This window comes from Dickeya sp. ws52 (assembly GCF_007210685.1).
In the GTDB taxonomy this organism is placed as follows: domain Bacteria; phylum Pseudomonadota; class Gammaproteobacteria; order Enterobacterales; family Enterobacteriaceae; genus Dickeya; species Dickeya chrysanthemi.
Map to the genome: position 1 here is coordinate 18,545 of NZ_SZVX01000008.1, position 21,878 is coordinate 40,422.

Below are 21,878 nucleotides of genomic sequence, written 5' to 3' on the forward strand. Positions count from 1 at the left end.
AAAGACGACTTCACGAATAATCCACGCCATGAACGCCACCAGATAACCCAAAGGTCAGGCCGATGGTGAGTACCAAAAAAACCACGCGATATGCCGCCGCGACACGCTCCCCGACGTTGGATGACGTCGCCAGGGCGGCGGGGCTCTCTTCCATGACGGTCAGCCGCGCCCTCAACACCCCGGCGCTGGTCCGTGCCAAAACCATTGAAAAGGTGCAGGAAGCGGTGCGTGCTACCGGATATATTCCGAACGCGCTGGCAGGTGGGTTGGCCTCGCGGCGCAGCAAACTGATCGCCGTGGTGGTGCCGCAAATCAATAACAACATGTTTGTCGATACTATTCAGGCCCTCAGCGATGAACTGGCGCAGCGCGGTTATCACATGCTGCTTTGTGTGGCGGGATACACGCCGCAGACCGAGGAAGAACTGGTGGCGACGTTGCTGTCGCGCCGCCCCGACGGCGTGGTGTTGACCGGTATTCATCATTCGCCCGCGCTCAAAAAAATCCTGCTGAACGCCGCGGTTCCGGTGGTGGAAATCTGGGATCTCACGCCAACGCCGCTGGATATGCTGGTGGGGTTTTCTCATGAAAAAGTCGGGCAGACGATCGGCGAGTACATCCACCGCAAAGGATATCGGCGACCGGGCCTGATCTGGACGACAGACCCGCGTGCAACCAGGCGCAAAGCCGGTTTGGGCGAAACGCTGGCCCGCTATGGCGTTCCTCAGCCGGTTTGCATCGACGCGCCGCTGCCCGCCACGTTGGCATTCGGCCGCCACGGAGTCAGCCGGTTGCTTGAGGGCACACCCGACGTGATCCTGTGCAGCTCGGACACGCTGGCGCAAGGCGCCATTATGGAAGCGGAAAGCCGCGGCCTGCGCGTTCCCCAGGATCTGGCGGTGATAGGGTTCGGCGATCTGGATTTTGCCGCCAGCAACCGCCCCTCTCTCACCACGGTCGGTATCGACAGACGGGAGATGGGCCGCCGAGCCGCGACCTTGCTGGCAGACAGCCTGGCCGGAAATACGCACGGCGAGGCGATTGTCGACATCGGCTTTCAGCTTATCGAGCGGGAATCGGCGTAACCGAGTGGGTGAGCGCTCACCCCAAATGCGTATGGCCGGCGCCGCGCTCTTCAAGCTCCAGCGCCGACAAACCGTGCAGGATGCCGCAACCGTCCACCGTCTGCGTCACCTGACAACGCTGGCTGATGTGCATCAACTGCGCTTTCAGCTGTTGTAGCTCGGCGATACGCGCTTCCACATGCCCCAGATGTTCGTTCAGCAACGCATTCACCCCTTCACAACTGGCGGCCGGTTGCTCGCTAAGCGCAATCAACGCGCGGATTTCATCATGGTTCATATCCAACGAACGGCAGTTACGGATAAACCGTAGCCGGTCGACATGAAACTGATGGTAATGACGGTAATTTCCTTCGGTGCGTTCCGGTTCGGGCAATAGCCCTTTCTTCTCATAAAAACGAATGGTTTCCGGTGTGGTGTTGGTCGCTTTCGCCAGATCGCCGATTTTCATGTGATTCCCCTTGACCCTATAGTTACTACAGGGTTTTTACTACAACAAAACCCCGCACAGGAATCAACCATGTCAGCAAAACATTCCTCCACGTCTGCGCGTCAGTTCCACCCCGTGGCGCAGGGAAAACCGGGCAAGGCTCTGTTCCGGCCACAGCCGCAGGCACATGCCATGCCGGAGCGGGTGCCGCATCGCCACGAGCAAGCCCCGAAAGATCAGTCATGCGCCCACCACTGCTGCGACAAGGCGACGCCGACTGTTCCCGTCTCAGCGCTGGCAGCGGCAGAGCGCACCGGCGACCAGCAGCGTACGCCTATTCGCATCATGCAGATGGATTGCCCGACCGAAGAAACGCTGCTGCGTAAAAAACTCGACACCCTGCCGGAAGTGAGCGCGCTGGAATTCAACCTGATGCAACGGGTGATGACCGTCACCCACCATTACGACGCGCTGGACAAGGTACTGGCCGCGATCCGCTCGCTAGGGTTCGAACCCGAAGTCCGCACCGGGAATGCGCGCGAGCCTCTGCCGCCGGAGCCGAAAAAATCCTGGTGGCCGCTGGGGCTGGCGGTGGTCGCTGCCGGGGCGGCGGAAGCGGTGGAGTGGAGCGCGCTGCCGGAATGGTGGGCCGCGGTACTGGCGATTCTCGCCGTCGCTTCCAGCGGGTTGACCACCTATCGCAAAGGCTGGATCGCCCTTCGTACCGGCAACCTGAATATTAATGCGCTGATGAGCATCGCGGTAACCGGCGCGCTTTTCCTGCAACAGTGGCCGGAAGCGGCGATGGTGATGGTGCTGTTTACGCTTGCCGAGCACATTGAGGCGCGCTCGCTGGACAGAGCCCGCAACGCCATCGCCGGGTTGATGAATCTGGCGCCGGACACCGCCACGGTACAGCAGCCGGACGGCAGTTGGCGCGACCAAGAGGCCAACACCGTCACCCCCGGCTGCATCGTGCGGGTACGGCCCGGCGAGCGTATCGCGCTGGACGGCGACATCACCCGCGGCCATTCCGCGGTCAATCAGGCACCGATTACCGGTGAAAGCCTGCCGGTGGATAAACGCGTCGGCGACAGCGTATTTGCCGGCACCATCAATGAAAGCGGTTCGTTTGAATATCGGGTGACGGCGGCCGCGGCCAACACCACACTGGCGCGGATTATCCACGCGGTGGAACAGGCGCAAGGCACCAAAGCGCCGACCCAGCGGTTTGTCGATCAGTTCGCCCGCGTTTACACCCCGTTGGTCTTTCTCGGCGCACTGCTGGTGGCCGTACTGCCGCCGCTGTTTACCGGCGGTAGTTGGCTGGAGTGGACCTACAAGGCACTGGTGCTGCTGGTGATCGCCTGTCCGTGCGCGCTGGTAATCTCCACCCCGGTGACCATCGTCAGCGGGCTGGCGGCGGCGGCACGGCGCGGTATTCTGATAAAAGGCGGCGTCTTTCTGGAAAAAGGCCATGCGCTCTCCTGGCTGGCGCTGGACAAAACCGGCACGCTGACTCACGGCAAACCGGTGCAGACCGGCTTTGAAGCGGTCGCCGACCTTGACGAGGCCCACTGCCGGCAACTGGCCGCCAGCCTGGCCGGCCGTTCAGACCACCCGGTATCGCAGGCGGTGGCGAGAGCCGCGCAAGACGCCGGCACGCCGTTGATCGACGTCGATAACTTCAGTGCCGTCGCCGGGCAGGGTGTCATCGGTACGCTGCAAGGCCAACGTTATTTTCTCGGCAATCTGCGGCTGGCCCGCGAGCGGCTGGGCGAGACGGCCGAAGGTATTGTCGGGCGCTTAACCACGCTGGAACAGGCAGGCAATACCACGATCATTCTGGGCGACGAACAACGCGTTCTGGCACTGATGGCGGTGGCCGACACCGTGAAACCATCCAGTCAGGAGGCTATCAACGCACTGCATCAGGCCGGTATCAAAACCCTGATGCTCACCGGCGACAACCAGCACGTGGCGCAGGCCATCGCCCGAGAAGTGGGCATTGACGAAGCGCGCGGCAATCTGTTGCCGGAAGATAAGCTGTCGCAAATCGAACGGCTCTCAGCGCAGGGCGTAACCGGTATGGTGGGTGACGGTATCAACGACACCCCGGCGCTGGCTCGCGCAGACATCGGTTTCGCCATGGGCGCGATGGGTGCCGACAGCGCGATTGAAACCGCCGATGTGGCGTTAATGAATGACGATCTGCGCAAGATCCCGGAATTCGTGCGTATTTCCAAATCGACCCGCATCATATTAATCCAGAACATTGCATTGGCGCTTGGCATCAAAGCCCTGTTTCTGGCGCTCACCTTGCTGGGGCTGGGCACGATGTGGATGGCGGTGTTCGCCGACGTGGGCGCCAGCCTGCTGGTAGTGGGCAACGGGTTGCGCTTGCTGCGCCTGTCGCCGGTTGCCGCGCATCAGCCGCACTCTGCGTAACACGATCCGCGCCGCAAGACGTGGATCCCCGGCAGGATGCCGATGGCGAGCCGGCACCGGCGTGCTGCAGCCCCAAAAGCGCCGTCGTTCCCCCTACGCCAGCGGGCCGCCCAGTACGGTATCGCGCAATCCGGCGATGATGCGCTCGCCGGTTTCCTGCCGCAGTTCCCGATACCACGCCTGCGTCTGCTCCCATACCTTGCCGTGGGTCAGATCGCAGCGTTTACGCGCTTTCAGCACCAGATCGCGTACCCGCTCTACACGCTGCGCCTGATAATGCTGCAACGCCGTTTCGACCGAGCGATGCGCCGCCAACGCCTGCCCCAATACCACCGCATCCTCCATCGCCGCGCAGCCGCCCTGGCCGATATCCGGCGTCGTGCTGTGACCGGCGTCGCCCAGCAGCGCCACCCGCCCCCGCACCAGTTGATCAACCGGATCCATATCGTGAATCTCAATCCGGTTGATGTTGTGCGGGTCAAGGTGTGCGATCAACCGCTGTACCGCCGGGCACCAGCCGTCAAAATAACGTTGCAGATCCCTTCGAGCGCTAAAGCGATCTTCCGCCAGCCCGGCCGGCAGCGGCACATCGAAAAAGAAATAGAAACGCCCCTCCGACACCGGCATCAACGACACCCGCTTACCTTCACCGACGAAAGTCGTCCATTGGTTGGCGGGCGCGATGGCGTCATCTATCGTCACCAGCCCGTTCCAGTTGACGTAACCGGCGTAGCGCCGCGCGGGCGTATAACCGAGCACATACGGCCGCACCGCCGAATGTGTGCCATCGGCGGCGATCAGCAACGCGCCCTGTGCGATGCTGCCATCGGTGAAATGAGCCACAATTCCGTCGGCCTGCGCCTCCACCTTGCTGACGCGCTTGCCGAACCGCACCCGATCGCGCCCCCAGTGATCCAACATCTGCCCCTGCAATTCGGCTCGCGCCACCGGACAGGGCCGCTCCCCCACCTGCTCCACCAGCGGTTGCAGGCTAAACCGGGTCAACGTGTCGCCCAGCCGTCCATCCTGATAGGCCATAAACTGCATCGGGCCGCCGCCGCTGTCCAGAATGTCGCCCATGCCCAGCGCGCGCATACACTTCACGCCGTTCGGCCACACCGAAATCGCCGCGCCCACCGGTTTAACTTCGGCGACCGCTTCAAACAGCTCGCAATCCATTCCGGCCTGTTTCAACGCCGCCGCCGCGCATAACCCGCCGATACCGGCGCCAATCACCAGCGCTTTCATCTGTGCCGCTCCTTGTGTAGGTAACCCTGTGTAGGTAACCAGCCCTGTGTAGGTAACCCTGTGTGGTGACATCCGCTACAACCCAATCACCAGATGCGCCGAACGGCTGCGTGAGCAGCAGAGCGCAATCTGCTGGTGCGGCGCGTTTTTCTCCGCTTCCGACTGCACGCTGTCACGGTGATCCGGCGTTCCTGCGCATACCGGCGTCAGGCAGGCGCCGCACATGCCCATCTCGCAAGACAGCGGCACCGCCACCTCATGTTCCTGCAACACGCCGGCGATGGTTTTCTCCGGCGGCACGGTAAACACACGGCCGCTGGACGCCAGTTCGACGGTGAACGCCTGCTGGTCGGTATCGCCGCGAGAGGCGGGCACCGGCGCGCCGAATGCCTCGGTATGGATCGCAGACGCCGGCCAGTGATGTGCCAACGCGCTGCGCGTCACATGCGCCATAAACCCGGCCGGCCCGCACAGGTACAAACGGCGGCCCTCCGCGCCGTCGCGCAGGCTGTCCGGCAATTGATTCCGCGGGCTGCCGCCTTCGTCGGCGCACCCGATCCGGCAACGGCCATGGCGAAAACCCCGGCTCAGTTGCTCGCGGAACGCCAGCTCGCGCCTGTGGCGGACGAAATAATGCAGTTCGAACGGTAACCCGGCCTGATCCAGCGCGTGCGCCATCGCCAGCAACGGTGTGATGCCGATACCGCCCGCCAGCAGCAGGTATCCGCAAGCCGGTTGCAGCGCAAAAGCATTGCGCGGCGCAGAAATCATCAGCCGCTGACCGACCCGCAACGCGGTATGCACATAACGAGAGCCGCCGCGGGATGCCGCGTCATGCCGCACGCACAGCAGATAGTGGCTGCGATCCGACGGATCGCCCGCCAGCGAATAGGGCCGCGTTAACCCATTCGGCAAGTGTAAATCGACGTGTGCGCCGGCCTCAAAGGCAGGTAATGGCTGTTCATCCGCCGCCGTCAGCCGTAATGCCAGGTTACCCTCGCCCTGACGGGACAAGGCATCGACAACCACATTCAGGGTGTTCATGATTCACGCTCCCGTCACGCCAGAAAGAATTCGCCGTACCCTAACTTTTTCAGGCCGCGGCGGTAGGCAATCGAACTGCGATCCGCCGGAATATGCGCCTCTAACGTCAGGTCCAACGGCAGACGTTCAGGCCGCTGGCTTTCCACCATGACCCGGTCCTCCTCGAACACCCGCAGGTTGAACGCATGGACCTCCTCCACCGGAATATGCCGATCAAAATTACGGGCGATCGGCACAAACAGCCGTGTTTTACGCGCCGATACCGGCGAAGCGGCGTTCATGATCACCAGCCGTCCCTCCTCGGGAAAATGGATGGTGAGCGTCGCGGTAAACGGCAGGAACATCTCGAAATGACGCTGCCAGACAAATCCCTCCGGTGCCTGACGCCCGGAGCCTCGGGCGAAATTCGACACCGAACTGAGGTAATCAACGTAAAAGCCGTACGGCGTTTCCACCGGTTGATAGTCCGGCACCTGCTGATTGTCCGGATCGGCGAAGGTATCGGTATGTACCCAGGCGAAATGCGCCACATCCAGAAAACCTTCAATCTGGCGACCGGCGAACCCGGCGATATCAAACGACGGGCAGACAATCTGCTGAAATCCGGCCTCGTCCCAGTGCGGCATAAACGGCAGCGCCGGTGCAATGCCGTCCGGCGGATCAAGGCAGACCCACACCAGCCCGTACTGCTGGCACGCAGCAAACGTATTCAGGTGCAATTTGGCCGGAACCGGCTGATGGGGGCTGGCCGGCACCCGGTTGCAACGGCCGCCGGCACCGAAACGCAGGCCGTGATAGGGGCAGACGACGCCCTCGCCGTCGTGCGACCCCATGCTCAGCGGCACGCCGCGGTGCGGACAGATATCGCGCGCCACCACGATCTCGTCATCGATGCGGTACACCACCAGTTGTTCATCCAACAATGTGACCGATATCGGCGCCGGGCCGACCTCGCTCGCCAGAGCGACCGGGTGCCAGCAGCGCGCCAGACGGCTCCAGTCATCGACGTCAAAAGAGCAGTGTGCAGGGGGAGTCAGTGTGGATTTCATCGCATCACCTTTCAGGCCGGCGGCGGCCGGCTATCGGAAAAATCATCAGGTGAGGTTATTGTGGATAACAGTAAGTGTTGCAGTCCATAATAGATTTTTAACATCTTCGCTGCAAAAATTCGTACAGGCGGCAACATTCATTCGGTGACAGGCATGGACCCTTTTTCCCGTTTTTCCCACTACTTCATGGCGGTTGCCCGTAGCGGCAGCCTGCGCAAGGCCGCCGAGACGCTGCATGTCTCCAGTTCCGCCATCAACCGGCAGATCCTGATGGCGGAAGCGGAGATGGAAACGCTGCTGTTCGAGCGGTTACCCGCCGGACTGCGGCTGACCACCGCCGGCGAACTGCTGTATAGCGATTTACGCCGCTGGAAAAAGGAGTACGCGCTCACTCGCCAGCGGTTTGATGACCTGCAAGGACTACGGCGCGGCCACGTATCGGTGGCGATGATCGCCGCGCTGAGCGACGGGCCGATGATTCAGGCGCTGGCGTCGATCGGCCGTCAATACCCTTACCTGACCTTTGATATTCGCACCCACGAAAGCCACACCATCAACGATCTGGTGGCGCAGGCTGAGGTGGATATCGGCCTGCTGCTCGAGCCGCTGGAAGGACGGGGTATCGAAGTGCGTGCGTTTACTGAAATCCCCATCGGCGCGGTGATGCCTCCGCAACATAAGCTGGCAAGCGAGCAAGCGCTCACTATTAGCCAGTTGACGGCGGATCGTCAGCTATTGCCTGCCGCACCGCTCATGGTGCACGAGCGAGCCGAAGCGTTGTACCACCGCCACAACCTGAACCCAGCGCAAACCATGGTATGCAACGACCTGCGGGTGATGAAATCGCTGGTGCATCAGGGCGCGGGGGTCGGCGTACTGAGCTTGCTGGATGTCTATACTGAGGTTAACGAGGGGTCGCTGGCGTTCGTGCCGTTCGCCCATCAGGCGGTGCGGCCGTTGACGCTGGCACTGTGCGTCGCGCCCAGTCGCCAGTTGTCGCGGGCCGCTCAATTAGTGATTACTCACTTCACCCAGGTGATTGAACAACTGGAAGCGGATACCGCAAGTCGTCGTCCGGCATCATTGGGGTAAGCGTGCGCCAGCCGCACCCAAAAAATCGCACCAAAAAAGTGCAACCCGCTGCGCCAGCATGTATCAGCTGTACGCCTCACACCACAGCGTTTTCTGACCCACCGGTCAGATTATGACTGGCACGATAGTTGCAAAATTCAGAGCGCAGACAACATCCTATCCTGTAAAACCGGCGTGACAACAGGGACTTCACGCCGTCTTGCGTCAATACAACCGAACAAGGAGAGACAATGATCACGCTGGAACAGTTTAACCTACTTAACGTCAGCGAAGCGGTGACGTTGCTGACGCCGTGCGTAACGCTGCCCGGCTGGGCAAAACAGGTCACTGCCGGTCGGCCGTATGGCAACCGCGCCGCGCTGCTGGCGGCCGGGTTACAAGCCACGCAAGGCTGGCAGGAAGAAGAGCTGGCTCAGGCGCTGCGTACCCATCCGCGCATTGGCGAACACGCGCCGGGAACCACGCCGGAGGCCGGCTTTTCCCGTCAGGAACAGGCGGTGGTGCAGACCGGCAACAGCTCGCTGGCCGCCGCGTTGCGCACGGGCAACGCCCGTTATGAATCCCGCTTTGGCCGGGTGTTTTTAATTCGCGCCAAAGGGCGCAGCGGCGAGGAAATCCTGCAAATTTTGCACCGCCGTCTGCAAAACAATGACCAGCAGGAAACAGCGGAGGCGCTGGAACAGTTGCGCCAAATCACCCTGCTCAGGCTGGAAGGAACGGTTGGCGAATGAGTACGCTCAGCACCCATATTCTGGATACCGCGCTGGGCCGGCCGGCCGTCGGCGTCGATGTTGTACTGGAACGATGCGTCCAGGACGCCTGGCAGCAGGTGGTGCAACGGCAAACCGACGATGACGGCCGCATTACCGCCTTCACGCCCGACCCGCTGCCCGCCGGTCACTACCGGCTGACTGCGGACATCGGCCGCTGGTTTGCCGCCGGCCAGCGCGACGCGTTATACGTCAGCGCACAAATCGACGTGCGACTGGGCGACGCCGGGCACTACCACCTGCCGTTTCTGATTTCGCCCTGGTCGTGGTCAACCTATCGCGGCAGTTAATTGTCGCGTTAGTTAATTGTCGCGGTATAAATTGTCGCGGTAGAAATAATCGACAAATTCGGTCACCTCCTGCTGGAACAGGTGCAAATGCTGGCGGATTTTTTCGTCTGGCCAATCCCACCAGCACAACTGCTCCAGCCTTTCCGCTACCGCCGGATCGTCAAAGCGCGGGCGCAGCACCCGCGCCGGATTGCCGACCACCACCGTCCAGGCCGGCACCGATTTGGTCACGATACTCCCCGCCCCGACGATAGCACCGTTGCCGATGGTCACGCCCGGCAGCACAATCGCCCCATGACCGATCCAGACGTCATGGCCGATTACCACTTCATCCTGCTGCCGCCAGTTGAAAATGTCTTCGTCCACCGCCGCCGGGTTGTCGCTCAGCCGGTATTTGCCGGGACGGTAGGTAAAATGGTGCAGCGTCGGTCGCCACCACGGGTGATTGCTGGGATTGATGCGCACATGCGAAGCGATCGAGGTAAATTTACCAATGCGGGTGAACATCAGGTCGCAGTCATTCATGATGTAGCTGTAGTCACCCAGCAAAACGTGGTTGAGCACAGTACGTTCGGCCACTTCCGTCCAGCGTCCCAGTTCGATATGGTGAGCTTTTACATCGCTGGCAAGACGGGGTTCCGGGCTGAGTACCGGCGATGGCGGTTGAGGAGACATAATCGGTTTTTCCTGCTGTGGTGAAATCGATGAAGACGTTGGCGTCAACACGCATGACGAAGCCCAAAATCCACTCTGTCACCGACCGATGACAGCCATATGTCAGGCCCGTGCGATTAAGATCCGCTTACAACTCCACGGGGGAATGAAATTTACCCGTCATCAAAGTGCGCCTACCCTAGGCCAATGCATACGTTTTTCGTCCATCTACGTTCTGGGAGGAATGATGAACCCGTTACGCCGCCGCCTCGTCCTACAACTGCCGCTACTGGCTTACGGCATGTCGTTATTTGCCCGCGCCGACGACACGTTCAACACCATGCGTCCATCCGGTTCTCTGGTGCCGACGCCGCGCGATATCGGCGGCAAATTCAATCCCGACGGCAGCGTGCGTCGTTTCCCCGGCAACACCATTATTTCCCACATCCCGCTGGGGTCCGCCGCATCGAATGCGTTGATGACCGTTCGTGATACGCTCAAACAGCAGGACTTCAGTCATTGCCTGACGTTCACCCCACCCTCCAGCTACCACATGACGGTATTTGAAGGCGTGACCGAATCCAAACGCCGATTGCCGTTCTGGCCTGCCGGCCTGCCCACCGATGCGCCGTTACAGATCTGTACCGACTATCTGGCACGTAAGCTGACGGAATTCTCTCTGCAAGCCTCGCTACCGTTTAAAATGCGCATCACCGAGTTCAATGCGCAGCGGGATTCCGGCGCCACAATTCGCCTGACGCCGGTAGATGACAACGAGGAACGTAAATTGCGCACACTGCGTGATCGGTTATCCGAGCGGCTGGCTATTCGCGCGCCGGACCACGACACCTATGGCTTTCACGTTACGCTGGGGTATCTGACGCGCTGGATGACGGAAGAAGAATCGCAAGCGTATCTGAAAACCCAGCAGGCGTGCCTGCGTTACCTGCAACAACAGGTGCCGGTATTGGAACTGGGTGTGCCGGAGTTCTGCGTGTTCAACGACATGTTCGCCTTCGACACGCAATTCAACATCGGCCAACCGGTCGCCACCGTGCCGTTAACCGCCTGACGGGCATAAGCGCCGTAGTGCAACAATTTATCGCCTTATCGTCATATCGCCTTATCGCGTCATCGTCGTATCGCGCATAAAAAAAACCCCTTCAGAGATACTGAAGGGGCGGGTCAGGTTGGTATATGAGGGTAACTGCCCCAAAATGGCCGGTCAGGCCACAGGATGGAATAGGGTTCAGGCCGGAGGCTTGTTACGCCTGCGTTCTGATTAAATAGTCAAACGCGCTCAGGGAGGCTTTCGCGCCCTCGCCCGTGGCGATGATAATCTGTTTGTAAGGCACGGTGGTGCAGTCGCCGGCGGCAAACACGCCTTTCACGCTGGTTTCGCAACGGGCATCGATCTCGATTTCGCCGATGCGGTTACGCTCAACCGCGCCTTCCAACCAACCGGTATTCGGCAGCAGGCCGATCTGCACGAAAATCCCTTCCAGCGCCAGCTTGTGAATGCTGTCGGTAGTGCGATCTTTATATTGCAAGCCAGTGACTTTCTGGCCGTCGCCCAGCACTTCGGTGGTTTGCGCATTGACGATCACGTCCACATTCGGCAGGCTGCGCAGCTTGTCTTGCAACACGGAATCCGCTTTCAGCTCCGATGCGAACTCCAGCAGGGTGACGTGTTTGACCACGCCCGCCAGGTCGATGGCCGCTTCCACGCCGGAGTTGCCGCCGCCGATCACCGCCACGTGTTTGCCTTTAAACAGCGGGCCGTCGCAATGCGGGCAATAGGTGACGCCGCGGGTGCGGTACTGATCTTCGCCCGGCACGTTCATGTTGCGCCAGCGCGCACCGGTGGCAATGATAATGCTACGGGACTTCAGCACGGCGCCGGAGGCGGTTTCGATCTGGTGCGGCTGGCCCGGTTCAGAGGCCGGGATCAGTTTTTGCGCGCTCTGCAAATCGATAACATCGACATCGTAGTCGTCCACATGGGTTTTCAGCGCGGTCGCCAGTTTGGCGCCTTCGGTCTTCGGCACAGAAATATAGTTTTCGATATCGACGGTATCCAGGATCTGGCCGCCGAAGCGCTCGCCCATCAGGCCGGTGCGGATGCCTTTACGGGCCGAATACACGGCAGCCGCCGCCCCTGCCGGGCCGCTGCCGACGATCAGCACGTCATACACCGGGCGGCTGTTGAGTTTGTCGACCACGCGGGCAGTCGCGCCGGTGTCTACCTTGCCGACGATTTCCGCCAGGCTCATACGGCCCTGACTGAAATGCTCGCCGTTCAGGAATACCGTGGGAACGCCCATGATATTGCGGTCTTTGATCTCATCCTGAAACACGCCGCCGTCAATCGCGGTGTGAGTCACATTCGGGTTCAGGATGGACATTAAATTCAGCGCCTGCACCACATCCGGGCAGTTGTGGCAGGTCAGCGAATAATAGGTTTCGAAGTGGAATTTACCGTCCAGATCGCGGATTTGATCGAGTAATTCTTTCGCTTCTTTCGACGGATGACCACCTGTTTGCAGCAATGCCAGCACCAGCGAGGTAAATTCATGCCCCATCGGCGCACCGGCAAAACGCGGCCCATTGGCGGCACCGGGATTGGTCACCAGAAACGACGGCTTACGTACCGGCAGCTCGTTATTTTCAAAGAAACTGACTTTGTCGGACAGACCGGCTATCTCGGTCAATAATGCACGAACTTCCGCGGACTTAGCTGAGTCGTCCAGCGTCGCCACTAACTCAACAGGTTTGGTTAATTTTTCCAGATAGGCTTTCAACTGGAGCTGCATATTATTGTCGAGCATAGATTATCCTTGGCGTTGGCGTAAAAAATCGGGTGCAACGCACCCGATAAAAACATCAGAGGGAGAGTCGGGATTAGATTTTGCCGACCAGGTCCAGAGACGGCGCCAGCGTGGCATCACCTTCTTTCCATTTGGCCGGGCACACTTCACCTGGGTGAGAAGCGACGTACTGAGCGGCTTTCACCTTGCGCAGCAGGTCGGATGCGTCACGACCGATGCCTTCAGCCGTAATTTCCACCGCCTGAATGATGCCCTGCGGGTCAACGATGAAAGTACCGCGGTCAGCCAGGCCCTGATCTTCACGCATGTTTTCGAAGTTACGGGTCAGCGCGCCGGTCGGGTCGCCGATCATCGCGTATTTGATCTTGGCGATGGTGTCGGAGCTGCTGTGCCAGGCTTTGTGAGTAAAGTGGGTATCGGTGGATACAGAGTAAATGTCGACGCCGATTTTCTGGAATTCGTCGTAATAATCCGCTACATCACCCAATTCAGTCGGGCAGACAAACGTAAAGTCAGCCGGATAGAAGAAGAACACGCTCCATTTGCCTTCGATGTTCTGCTCGGTGACTTCGATGAACTGACCATCTTTAAAAGCCTGATTTTTAAACGGTTTAACTTTAGTGTTGATAACGGACATCTCTGTTTCCTCAAGTGTCTCAATGTGTTTGGCTTGAAATGTAAGGTACAGAAATGTGACGCTTGTCGCTAATGCGTTGTCTTTATCAAATCAATAAGCAATACCTAACGTTTTGCCATCAGCACCATGACAAAAACGCCGCCTAACCCGGCGGTGACCACCCCCACCGGCAGTTCCTGCGACGGCAACAACACGCGGCTGAAGGTATCGCCGATACCCAGCAACACCGCCCCCAGCAAGCCGCACAGCAGGATCAACCGCCGATGGCGCGCCCCGGTTAATGGACGGCATAAATGCGGCACCATTAGCCCGACAAACCCGATCACGCCGGTCAGCGACACCAGCAGCGCCGTCGCCAGCGCGCAGCACAGAAACACCTCAAGGCGTAGCCGGTTGACATCCACCCCCAGCGACGCCGCCGTCTGTTCGCCGGCCAACAGGCCGTCCAGCGACCGCCAGCGCGCCTGCACAACCCCGATTAATAGCAGCAGGCTGCACAACGCCACCGGCAAATTATCCCAACGCGCCAGCCCCAGCCCGCCCAGTGACCAAAACAGCACCGCACTGGCGGCGCGTTGATCACCGGAAAACACCAGATAGCTGGTCAACGCCCCGAACAGGAAGGAAATCGCCAGCCCGCAAATCACCAGATGTTCCGCCTGCCGCCCCTGGCGCAGGAAGAACAACAGCATCACCGCCAACGCCGAACAGATGCCGCCGCCAAACGCCGCAACCGGCAGCGTGAAAGCGCCGAACCCTTCGCCAAAGCGGGTCATCACCAACACGGCCCCGGCCGAAGCGCCGGAAGATAAACCGAACAGGAAGGGGTCCGCCAGATCGTTGCGGGTGGTGGTTTGCAGCAAGGCACCGACTATCGCCAGCCCGGCACCGGTGATAGCCGCCAACAGGGTGCGTGGCAAACGCAGTTCCAGCACGATGCGACGCACATTATCCGGTACACCGCCGTGCTCCGGCATCAGCGACGCCAGCACCTGCAAGAATGGAATCCGAATGGCGCCCACCGCCGTGCTGAACAGCATCGTCGCCAGTAGCGCCAGCACAGCCAGCAGGCAAACTGCCGCGTAATGACGGCCTTCGCGCATTATTGGCCGCCAGCCGGGTAAAGCGTACGCGCGAGTTTTTCAATCGCCGCGATATTGGCCGGCCCCGGCGTCAGTTCCGCGTATTGCAGCTTCAGGTAGCGTTGACGCTCCACCGCCGGGGTGTGTTTCATCAGCGGATGTGACTCCAGAACATGCTGTAACGCTGCGGCACCGCCGCCGTTCTGATAATCCAGCAAAATGATCAGATCCGGCTCCGCCGCCGCAACCGTTTCCCAGGATGTAGCGGCCCAACTCGCCGTCATACCATCCATCACATTACGCCCGCCCGCCGCGTCGATAATCGCGGTCGGCATCGCATACAGACCGCTGGTAAAAGGCTTGTCTTCACCGGAGTCATACACAAACACCTTAAGCGGAGCCTGGCCTGACGGCGGTTTCGGCAACGCCGCCAGCCGAGCCTGCCACTGTTCGACCAGCGCCTGAGCCTGTTCGGCACGGCCGAAAATTTTCCCCAGCGTCAGCACATCGTCATACAGCAGCACCATGCCGGCGCGCGGGCGATGCGGGTCTTCGAAAATACAACTTTCGCTCAGCACCAGCGTCTTGATGCCGTATTTTGCCAGCGTATCCGGCGTCACCTCGCCGCCCACCTTCATGCCGTAATTCCAGCCGGCGAAGAAAAAATCCGGGTTGGCGCCCAGCAGGGTTTCCAGCGACGGGTATTTCGGCGACAGCTCCGGGATCGCGCCCATTTGCCGGCGAAATTCCGGCGTCATCTTGTACCAACCGCTGATGCCGGTCAGACCGACGACCTGCGGTTGCAGATGCAGCGCAAACGCCATTTCCGACATATTGAGATCGTTGATGATGGCGCGCTGCGGCGCCTGGGTGAAGGTCAGCGGCTTGCCGCAACTCTGTACCGTCACCGGAAACCCCGACGCCTGCGCCACACTGACGCCGAATCCCAACAAAAACCCCATCAGGCAGACAACTCGCCCGAACGGCAATGGGCTAATACTCGCTCTTTTCATAGCGTTCCTCTGGTTATGAATCCACTCGTACCGGCAGGTACGTCAAACAGGCGCAACGGCCGCCCGCTCTGGGGATGCGGCACGGTGAAGCTGTGCACACCAAATACCGGGTAGATGCACTCACTGGCCAGCGCCCGTGCGGGAACGTCCCAGCTCACCTGACGGCCGCGGCACAACACCAGTACCCGGTCGGCAAACGGCTCCACCAGCGATAAATCGTGCAGTACCGCCACCACGGCAATACCGCGTTGCTTCACCAGCGCCAGCAATGCCGCTCGCCCGAGCGGGTCCAGATGATTGGTCGGTTCGTCCAGCAGCAGGACTTCCGGGCGCTGTGCCAGCGCACGCGCCAGAAACGCCCGCTGACGCTCTCCCCCCGACAACGCCGCCAGCTTGCGCAGCCGCAACGGCCACAAGCCGGTCTCCTCCAGTACTTGCGCCACCGTGTCCTGCGCCGCCGCCGCCGACAGAACATCCACATGCGGCAGGCAGCCGAGCGACACATACTCTTCTACCGTGAGCGTCAGGTTGGGAGCATCATGCTGGCTCATCAGCGCCATACGCCGCGCACGTTGCCGGCGAGACAGCTGCGCCAGCGGTTTATCCCCCAACCAGACACCGCCGCTTGCAGGCGGCGGGTCATGCAGCAGCGCACGCAACAGCGTGGATTTACCGCTGCCGTTAGGGCCGACAATCGCCAGACACTCACGCTCGCCGACCGAAAAGTGAATATCGCTCAGTACCGATTGGCCGGCGGCGTGCGTCACGTTCAGATGCTCTACCCGCAATAACGGCGGCATGGTCTGCCACATAGAATAACGCCTCCCGAATCAAATATGTTATGTTATAACATAACAATCAGGGGAGGGAAAAATAAAGAAACCCGTAAGTGTTGTCAAACCTGTCGCAAATGCCCGCGGTATCATAGCCGTCATGAACGCTTACAAACTGTACGATGTTCCAACAACAACCGGGGATGTAGGGCTGAAAAGGTTATGTTATAACAGGCGGCAATATTTCCTTTTCAACACGCGTTGCGTGACAAGGCGGTCGGTCATGAAACTCAGGATGTCGCTGGTTTTTCTCTCGTTTGCGGCGGCCAACGCCTCGGCGTTTCAGGCCAAACTGGCGCCTGTCAACCCGAATGACGCCATGAAACTGGCGCAGGTGGAAACGGCCTTCAGCAACGGCCATATCGCTACCGGTCAGCAAGCGGGGCTGTTGGGGAGCTGTGATGCCGCCTCGGTCAGTGGTTGCAACTGCCCGTTTTGCACCCAGTTGAGAAGTCTCGGGCGTTAAAACGCCGTGGGCACAGGCTCACACCCATTCCTGCGTTCGCTCCAGCACCGTGCTCAGCGGCAGGTGAGCGTCATACTGCTGCCATAGCTGCTGATACCAGCTGTCGTCGCCCATCTCACGGTGGATGCACAAGATGGTGTGGTCGCACTGACGGGTCGCAGCGGCGTACAGCCGCGGGTCTCCTTGCGTCAGCACCGCCAGCAAACGACGCATTTCCACCATATACGGCCGGGCAAACGCCGGGTCTTGTTCCAGGACATTGCGACTGTTATCAATCAGATCGCACAGCTTGATGCTCTGCGCCTCCGGGCAGGCAACCGCACTGTGCAGCAAATTGGCATTCTTACGATGAATACGCTCGCCGCCATGTTGCCGGGTATGGACATCAGTCAGCATTTCCACATAGCGAGCCACCTGCGCGCCAAACATTGCTGACACCTGTTCCAGCGTTACGGGGGTATCTTCCACCGTATCGTGCAACCAGGCGGCAGCAATCATCTCCTGCGACGGCTCTATTTGCATCAGCAAAGTGACCACCGCCGCCGGGTGGACAATATAGGGCTCGCCGGTATATTTCCGCTTCTGCTCGCAGGCGGTATGCGCCTCGGTAGCAAATACCCGGGCTCGTTCAGTCAACGTCATTTTTCCGCTCCTTAAAAGGAGTCAATGTCTGGCGCGATATCGTTGCAACATCATTATCAAACCGGCCCCATCATAAAACCCAGCCCGCCCTCACCCTATTTGGGGATAGCTATAAACCGGGCGCAGTTATAAACGCGACACAGTTATAAATACGACATAGTCATAACAAGACATAGCCATAAAAAGACACGGCTATAAACGATGTTGAAAAGCGTCGCCAGACTACTTGCTGCCTTTTATTGAAGAATAACCGATCCTTCAGATAATTCGAGTTTCAGAACAGTTGCCGTTAAAAACCGCGCCGATATAGCGTTGTTACCCTCGTCGCTATTATTCGCCCGGAGCGAATTCGTTCGTATTAAGGAACATTTCGCCCTGTTTTATTCCGGCTTCATTTCAGTCGGGTATAACCTGTTTATCGACGGCTTTTCACTGAAAAAAACGTTCACGCAAAAAAAAAACGGGTAGCCGCCGGCTACCCGTTACTATTTTTTCACCTCAGTCACTCAGAACGTTTCCCAGTCCTCGTTGCTGGTTTTCGCCTTTTTTGCGCCGGAGAGCGTTTTGGGCAGCGCAGTGTGAGCCGCCGCAGAACGGGATGCCGGACTCATCGCAGGCTGACGCTCCATACCGTCGATACGGAACGCCGACACCGCCTCGTTCAAGCCGGCGGCCTGTTCAGCCAGTGACGTCGCCGCCGCGGTCGCCTGCTCTACCAACGCCGCATTCTGCTGGGTAACGTTATCGATAGAGTTAATCGCCTGACCTACCTGATCGATACCTTTGCTCTGCTCCTGCGATGCCACCGAAATCTCCGCCATAATGTCCGTCACACTGGTCACGGCGTCGACGATATCCTGCATCGTTTCCCCGGCGCGGCTGACCTGATCGGAGCCTGTTTCCACCAATGCCACCGATTCGGTGATCAACCCCTCGATCTCTTTGGCCGCCTGGGCGCTGCGCTGCGCCAGAGAACGCACCTCGCCCGCCACCACCGCAAAACCACGCCCTTGCTCGCCGGCACGCGCTGCTTCTACCGCCGCGTTAAGCGCCAGAATATTCGTCTGGAAGGCAATCCCGTTAATAATGTTGGTAATTTCAGAAATCTTTTTTGAGCTCTGGTGGATGTTGCCCATGGTTTTCACCACGCCGCCCACCAGTTCGCCGCCTTGTCGGGCCTTGCCGGAAGCATTACCCGCCAGTTGGCTGGCATGGTTAGCGTTGTCGGCGTTATGGCGCACCGTGGACGTCAGTTGTTCCATACTGGCGGCAGTCTGCTCCAGCGCAGAGGCTTGTTCTTCGGTACGGGAGGAGAGATCGCTGTTACCGGCGGAAATTTCAGTAATCCCCTGATAAATGGCCTCAACCCCGTGACGTACATTGCTGACGGTGCGCGCCAGCGACTGCTGCATGTTTTGCAAATAGTGGCCCAACTGGCCGATTTCACCGCGTCCCCATTGCGCCAGCGGCATGGTGAGATCGCCGGAAGCAATATGCTCGATGCGTTCAACCAACGCCCGCATCGGGTTGATAATCACCCGGCGCAGGCATAGGTAGGTAAACAACGACACCAGCACCGCCACCACAAAGCTGGCGGCCATCACGCTGTAACCAAATACCGACTCCTGCTGCGCCTCGCTGTTGAGCGCTTCCGCCCGCTGAGTGCGGATCGCCACCACTTTCAGCAACACCTCATTGTAGGCAAGATCAAGTTTGCGGGTCTGTTTCCATTCGATAGCCACCACATCGTCGTAACGGCCGGCTTTCACCGCCTCCAGCATCGGCCTGACGCCATTGCTGACGTAGTCGTTGTAGCGCTGTTGCAGCGCATCATCCAGCGCCAGGTCCGCCGGCGTTTTAACTTCACGGCTCTGATAAGCCGCGAAGCTATCCGCCGATTGCTTCAGGCGTCCTTCCGCCTGCTGGATACTGCTGTTGGCGGTGTCTTTATCTCCCTCTTTGGCTGCCGCCGCGGCCTGAATCAACATCAGCCGGGCAGTACGCAAGTGGTTGGAACTGTTGGATACCCCCAGACGAACCTGAATTTCCGCCGTCACGTCATTGAGGGAGCTGTTACTGCGCATCAGGAAATGAACCGAAAACCCTATCGCCAGCGCGAACAGGATCAGGATGACGCCGATGATCGAACTGAACATCGGCATCAGCCGCCAATGGTGCCAGGAACTCACACCAGACGACGAGGAAGGCAGGGCTGTGGTATGCATTATTTTTTTCCTTTCAGAGAGCACGTGATCGCTAAAGTTATACAAAACATTACATTGGTTATCGGCGTGTTAACCTCAGAGATTAGTCAATGTAAAGTAAAAGAGATCAGCGAAAATCGCATACGCGGGCAAGATAGCGAGAATTTCACGAATATTAATTCGTTAATTTTAAATAGGAAAAATAAAATCACCGTAGCATTGCAGGAAAATTACCACGGCCGGGGGGCTAAATTTCTGGCAAGCGCACAGCCCCAAATACATCAAAAAACATTAAATATTACATTTTGATACCACATCACGGCAGGACGACAGGCGGAGATATTCATCGCCCCAAAGGCTATGACGTGACGACGGCTGTTTTAGCCGTCAGCTCCCCGGCTCGACATTGAATGCCCAAAAGCGCTCGGCATACACCCCGTCACGCTCGGCAAACCGCAATGCACGCGCACGATCAACGACTATCTCATCCAACTGCGGCTGTTGTGACAGCAAGGCCAACGTTTCATCAATAAAATCCGGCAGCGGCATCGCCCGGGGGTCATAACCGTGGGCGCCCTGCAAACCGGTTTGTACCCAAGGCGGAATAATCTCGACCACCCGGACCGAGGTTTGCCGCAATTGGCAGCGCAGGGCCTCGGTGTAAGAATGCAGCGCGGCCTTACTGGCACAATACGTCGGGGTGAGGGCCTGCGGCAAAAACGCCAGTTCCGACGTCACATTCAGCACCGCCGCCTGTGATTGTTCCAGCAGATGCGGCGTTAATGCGCTGGTTAACCATAGCGGCCCCAGCAGATTGGTCGATATCGTGTCGTTGATCAGTTGCGGATCCGGCTGGGTGAGGTCTTCATGTCGCTGGATACCCGCGTTGTTGATCAGCACATTGAGTGCCGGGTAATCCTGCGTCAGTTGGGCGACAAATGCGCTGACGGCCAGCGGATCACGCTGATCCAGCACACGCCAGACCATGCCGGGGAAAAGCGCCGCCGCCTGCCGCAACGTCGTTTCATGCCGCCCGGCGATGATCACCTGATTACCTCGCCGGTAAAATGCCGCCGCCAGCCCCAGCCCAATGCCGGACCCACCTCCGGTAATCAGTATCGTGTTGCCCGTCATGTTCATATTCATCGCTCCCTGCTTTGCGGGTTATGGCATTCAGTTAAAGAGAAACGTGGTGATATCGCTTTCCCGCAGTTGGTAAGCCCCTGAAAAGCGGCACCCCATCAGGTAATCGGGCGACAGATCGATCAACAGTTGCAGCGTGAACGTTTGCTGCACGGTATCCAGCTCGACCATACGCACATCCAGAAAATCGAAGTAACGTTTCACCTGTGGATACAGCGCCTTAAACAAGCTCTCTTTGGCCGAAAAGCTCAGCGTCAGCATACTGGCGAAACTGATCGGATCGTGGGTGTGCAGCCAGTCGTACTCAATCTCGTCGGCGATGCCGGGCCACAGATTGTCGGCACGCTCGGCGCTCATCCGGGTTTCGATATCCAGCCCCACGCACGTCATCGCCTGATTGCACGGATGCGCGGCGCACAGCACGCTGTCGGCATTATGGCTCAGGGAACCGGCGATCCCCTGCGGCCACTGCGGCGAGCGATCGCGCGCACTGGTCAGCACATACCCCGCCACGCCGAGTCGGGAGAGCACCGTTTGCGCCAGATAACGCCCCGCCAGATACTCGGCGCGACGTTTCGGCACCGAGCGCGCAATCTCCGCCGGCACGGGAAGGCCCGCCACAGCGAACAACTCATCACGGTATGCCGACAAATCAAAATGGCAGCGAGCGCAATGTCCAGGGTAAACGGCCGTATTCCCGGCCTGATAAATCGTTAACCACTCAATATCTTTAATAAATGAAGAAAACATGTCACTGCACTCTGCGGCCGGGTGCGAATCGTTTACCTCTCCGTCCACCCGGTAAAATAAGACGATGTTTCACCAACGGCCTGTCAATCCAATGCAACCGGTAAAACACCGACGAGGGTTATGCCAGCGCCGGAAAGAAACCGGCGATACCGACGCTCAACGGGGCAATTTAT

At 59.2% G+C, this 21,878-nt stretch carries 21 protein-coding genes; 7 read left to right on the forward strand and 14 right to left on the reverse strand.

The window, feature by feature from the left end; genetic code table 11:
* Positions 1-62 precede the first annotated feature (62 nt).
* Positions 63-1,085, forward strand: coding sequence for a LacI family DNA-binding transcriptional regulator (locus FDP13_RS09230; RefSeq protein WP_143839279.1), 1,023 nt, complete (start codon positions 63-65; stop codon positions 1,083-1,085).
* 16 nt (positions 1,086-1,101) lie between these two features.
* On the opposite strand, the gene cadR is transcribed toward FDP13_RS09230, so the two are convergent.
* Complete coding sequence (cadR, locus tag FDP13_RS09235) at positions 1,102-1,533, reverse strand: Cd(II)/Pb(II)-responsive transcriptional regulator (RefSeq protein ID WP_015847888.1); 432 nt, start codon at positions 1,531-1,533, stop codon at positions 1,102-1,104.
* A 69-nt stretch (positions 1,534-1,602) separates the two neighbouring features.
* Here cadR and FDP13_RS09240 point away from each other — a divergent pair, with 69 nt between their 5' ends.
* Complete coding sequence (locus FDP13_RS09240) at positions 1,603-3,960, forward strand: heavy metal translocating P-type ATPase (protein ID WP_234424398.1); 2,358 nt, start codon at positions 1,603-1,605, stop codon at positions 3,958-3,960.
* Positions 3,961-4,053: 93 nt separating this feature from the next.
* Here the strand turns inward: FDP13_RS09240 and hpxO are convergent, their stop codons facing one another.
* The 3 genes from hpxO to FDP13_RS09255 all read right to left on the reverse strand — a co-directional run bounded on the left by hpxO (position 4,054) and on the right by FDP13_RS09255 (position 7,301).
* Positions 4,054-5,208, reverse strand: coding sequence for an FAD-dependent urate hydroxylase HpxO (gene hpxO, locus FDP13_RS09245; protein ID WP_143839281.1), 1,155 nt, complete (start codon positions 5,206-5,208; stop codon positions 4,054-4,056).
* Between the two features lie 75 nt (positions 5,209-5,283).
* Positions 5,284-6,252, reverse strand: a complete 969-nt coding sequence (locus tag FDP13_RS09250; RefSeq protein ID WP_143839282.1) for a PDR/VanB family oxidoreductase — start codon at positions 6,250-6,252, stop codon at positions 5,284-5,286.
* Positions 6,253-6,266: 14 nt separating this feature from the next.
* The gene (locus FDP13_RS09255) at positions 6,267-7,301 is read right to left on the reverse strand and encodes an aromatic ring-hydroxylating dioxygenase subunit alpha (protein WP_027713196.1); all 1,035 of its coding nucleotides are present in this window, start codon (positions 7,299-7,301) and stop codon (positions 6,267-6,269) included.
* A 153-nt stretch (positions 7,302-7,454) separates the two neighbouring features.
* On the opposite strand from FDP13_RS09255, the gene FDP13_RS09260 reads away from it, so the two are divergent.
* From FDP13_RS09260 to uraH, 3 genes are all read left to right on the forward strand, one after another.
* Complete coding sequence (locus FDP13_RS09260; protein ID WP_143839283.1) at positions 7,455-8,393, forward strand: LysR family transcriptional regulator; 939 nt, start codon at positions 7,455-7,457, stop codon at positions 8,391-8,393.
* A gap of 230 nt (positions 8,394-8,623) precedes the next feature.
* Positions 8,624-9,124 carry a 2-oxo-4-hydroxy-4-carboxy-5-ureidoimidazoline decarboxylase gene (gene uraD / locus FDP13_RS09265; protein WP_015847894.1) on the forward strand — a complete coding sequence of 167 codons (501 nt, stop codon included), beginning with the start codon at positions 8,624-8,626 and terminating at the stop codon, positions 9,122-9,124.
* Entirely contained in the window at positions 9,121-9,453 is a 333-nt protein-coding gene (gene uraH, locus FDP13_RS09270; RefSeq protein WP_143839284.1) for a hydroxyisourate hydrolase, read from the forward strand. Before uraD ends, uraH begins: the two co-directional genes overlap by 4 nt.
* A gap of 12 nt (positions 9,454-9,465) precedes the next feature.
* On the opposite strand, the gene FDP13_RS09275 is transcribed toward uraH, so the two are convergent.
* Positions 9,466-10,128 (reverse strand): DapH/DapD/GlmU-related protein, encoded by a 663-nt coding sequence (locus FDP13_RS09275; RefSeq protein WP_033575830.1) that lies wholly within the window; start codon positions 10,126-10,128, stop codon positions 9,466-9,468.
* A gap of 226 nt (positions 10,129-10,354) precedes the next feature.
* On the opposite strand from FDP13_RS09275, the gene FDP13_RS09280 reads away from it, so the two are divergent.
* On the forward strand, positions 10,355-11,179 hold the full coding sequence (locus FDP13_RS09280) for a DUF1868 domain-containing protein (RefSeq protein ID WP_027713201.1): 825 nt from the start codon (positions 10,355-10,357) through the stop codon (positions 11,177-11,179).
* A 193-nt stretch (positions 11,180-11,372) separates the two neighbouring features.
* On the opposite strand, the gene ahpF is transcribed toward FDP13_RS09280, so the two are convergent.
* From ahpF to FDP13_RS09305, 5 genes are all read right to left on the reverse strand, one after another.
* Positions 11,373-12,935: an alkyl hydroperoxide reductase subunit F gene (ahpF, locus tag FDP13_RS09285; RefSeq protein ID WP_143839285.1), complete on the reverse strand. Its 1,563-nt coding sequence runs from the start codon at positions 12,933-12,935 to the stop codon at positions 11,373-11,375.
* Between the two features lie 73 nt (positions 12,936-13,008).
* Positions 13,009-13,572 (reverse strand): alkyl hydroperoxide reductase subunit C, encoded by a 564-nt coding sequence (ahpC, locus tag FDP13_RS09290; RefSeq protein ID WP_015847899.1) that lies wholly within the window; start codon positions 13,570-13,572, stop codon positions 13,009-13,011.
* Positions 13,573-13,676: 104 nt separating this feature from the next.
* The gene (locus FDP13_RS09295) at positions 13,677-14,675 is read right to left on the reverse strand and encodes an iron ABC transporter permease (RefSeq protein ID WP_143839286.1); all 999 of its coding nucleotides are present in this window, start codon (positions 14,673-14,675) and stop codon (positions 13,677-13,679) included.
* Positions 14,675-15,616, reverse strand: a complete 942-nt coding sequence (locus tag FDP13_RS09300) for an ABC transporter substrate-binding protein (protein ID WP_143839366.1) — start codon at positions 15,614-15,616, stop codon at positions 14,675-14,677. Before FDP13_RS09300 ends, FDP13_RS09295 begins: the two co-directional genes overlap by 1 nt.
* Positions 15,617-15,663: 47 nt before the next feature.
* Complete coding sequence (locus FDP13_RS09305; protein WP_143839287.1) at positions 15,664-16,479, reverse strand: ABC transporter ATP-binding protein; 816 nt, start codon at positions 16,477-16,479, stop codon at positions 15,664-15,666.
* Between the two features lie 244 nt (positions 16,480-16,723).
* Between FDP13_RS09305 and FDP13_RS09310 the strand changes: the two genes are divergently transcribed.
* The gene (locus tag FDP13_RS09310; protein WP_143839367.1) at positions 16,724-16,966 is read left to right on the forward strand and encodes a hypothetical protein; all 243 of its coding nucleotides are present in this window, start codon (positions 16,724-16,726) and stop codon (positions 16,964-16,966) included.
* 18 nt (positions 16,967-16,984) lie between these two features.
* Here the strand turns inward: FDP13_RS09310 and FDP13_RS09315 are convergent, their stop codons facing one another.
* The 4 genes from FDP13_RS09315 to FDP13_RS09335 form a co-directional block, all read right to left on the reverse strand.
* Positions 16,985-17,608 (reverse strand): HD domain-containing protein, encoded by a 624-nt coding sequence (locus tag FDP13_RS09315; protein WP_033575834.1) that lies wholly within the window; start codon positions 17,606-17,608, stop codon positions 16,985-16,987.
* 506 nt (positions 17,609-18,114) lie between these two features.
* Positions 18,115-19,833: a methyl-accepting chemotaxis protein gene (locus FDP13_RS09320; protein WP_015847905.1), complete on the reverse strand. Its 1,719-nt coding sequence runs from the start codon at positions 19,831-19,833 to the stop codon at positions 18,115-18,117.
* A gap of 366 nt (positions 19,834-20,199) precedes the next feature.
* On the reverse strand, positions 20,200-20,952 hold the full coding sequence (locus FDP13_RS09330) for an SDR family oxidoreductase (RefSeq protein WP_143839289.1): 753 nt from the start codon (positions 20,950-20,952) through the stop codon (positions 20,200-20,202).
* A 33-nt stretch (positions 20,953-20,985) separates the two neighbouring features.
* A complete protein-coding gene (locus tag FDP13_RS09335; RefSeq protein WP_143839290.1) occupies positions 20,986-21,705 on the reverse strand; it encodes a 4'-phosphopantetheinyl transferase in 720 nt (239 codons plus the stop codon).
* Positions 21,706-21,878: the final 173 nt, after the last annotated feature.

Coding starts and splice junctions, on each gene's coding strand:
- FDP13_RS09310 (WP_143839367.1), top strand. CDS start 16,724: ATGAAACTCAGGATGTCGCTGGTTTTTCTCTCGTTTGCGGCGGCCAAC.
- FDP13_RS09335 (WP_143839290.1), bottom strand. CDS start 21,705: ATGTTTTCTTCATTTATTAAAGATATTGAGTGGTTAACGATTTATCAG.
- uraD (WP_015847894.1), top strand. CDS start 8,624: ATGATCACGCTGGAACAGTTTAACCTACTTAACGTCAGCGAAGCGGTG.
- FDP13_RS09300 (WP_143839366.1), bottom strand. CDS start 15,616: ATGGGGTTTTTGTTGGGATTCGGCGTCAGTGTGGCGCAGGCGTCGGGG.
- hpxO (WP_143839281.1), bottom strand. CDS start 5,208: ATGAAAGCGCTGGTGATTGGCGCCGGTATCGGCGGGTTATGCGCGGCG.
- FDP13_RS09240 (WP_234424398.1), top strand. CDS start 1,603: ATGTCAGCAAAACATTCCTCCACGTCTGCGCGTCAGTTCCACCCCGTG.
- cadR (WP_015847888.1), bottom strand. CDS start 1,533: ATGAAAATCGGCGATCTGGCGAAAGCGACCAACACCACACCGGAAACC.
- FDP13_RS09280 (WP_027713201.1), top strand. CDS start 10,355: ATGAACCCGTTACGCCGCCGCCTCGTCCTACAACTGCCGCTACTGGCT.
- FDP13_RS09255 (WP_027713196.1), bottom strand. CDS start 7,301: ATGAAATCCACACTGACTCCCCCTGCACACTGCTCTTTTGACGTCGAT.
- FDP13_RS09250 (WP_143839282.1), bottom strand. CDS start 6,252: ATGAACACCCTGAATGTGGTTGTCGATGCCTTGTCCCGTCAGGGCGAG.
- FDP13_RS09275 (WP_033575830.1), bottom strand. CDS start 10,128: ATGTCTCCTCAACCGCCATCGCCGGTACTCAGCCCGGAACCCCGTCTT.
- FDP13_RS09230 (WP_143839279.1), top strand. CDS start 63: ATGGTGAGTACCAAAAAAACCACGCGATATGCCGCCGCGACACGCTCC.
- ahpF (WP_143839285.1), bottom strand. CDS start 12,935: ATGCTCGACAATAATATGCAGCTCCAGTTGAAAGCCTATCTGGAAAAA.
- FDP13_RS09330 (WP_143839289.1), bottom strand. CDS start 20,952: ATGAACATGACGGGCAACACGATACTGATTACCGGAGGTGGGTCCGGC.
- uraH (WP_143839284.1), top strand. CDS start 9,121: ATGAGTACGCTCAGCACCCATATTCTGGATACCGCGCTGGGCCGGCCG.
- FDP13_RS09295 (WP_143839286.1), bottom strand. CDS start 14,675: ATGCGCGAAGGCCGTCATTACGCGGCAGTTTGCCTGCTGGCTGTGCTG.
- ahpC (WP_015847899.1), bottom strand. CDS start 13,572: ATGTCCGTTATCAACACTAAAGTTAAACCGTTTAAAAATCAGGCTTTT.
- FDP13_RS09315 (WP_033575834.1), bottom strand. CDS start 17,608: ATGACGTTGACTGAACGAGCCCGGGTATTTGCTACCGAGGCGCATACC.
- FDP13_RS09320 (WP_015847905.1), bottom strand. CDS start 19,833: ATGCATACCACAGCCCTGCCTTCCTCGTCGTCTGGTGTGAGTTCCTGG.
- FDP13_RS09260 (WP_143839283.1), top strand. CDS start 7,455: ATGGACCCTTTTTCCCGTTTTTCCCACTACTTCATGGCGGTTGCCCGT.
- FDP13_RS09305 (WP_143839287.1), bottom strand. CDS start 16,479: ATGTGGCAGACCATGCCGCCGTTATTGCGGGTAGAGCATCTGAACGTG.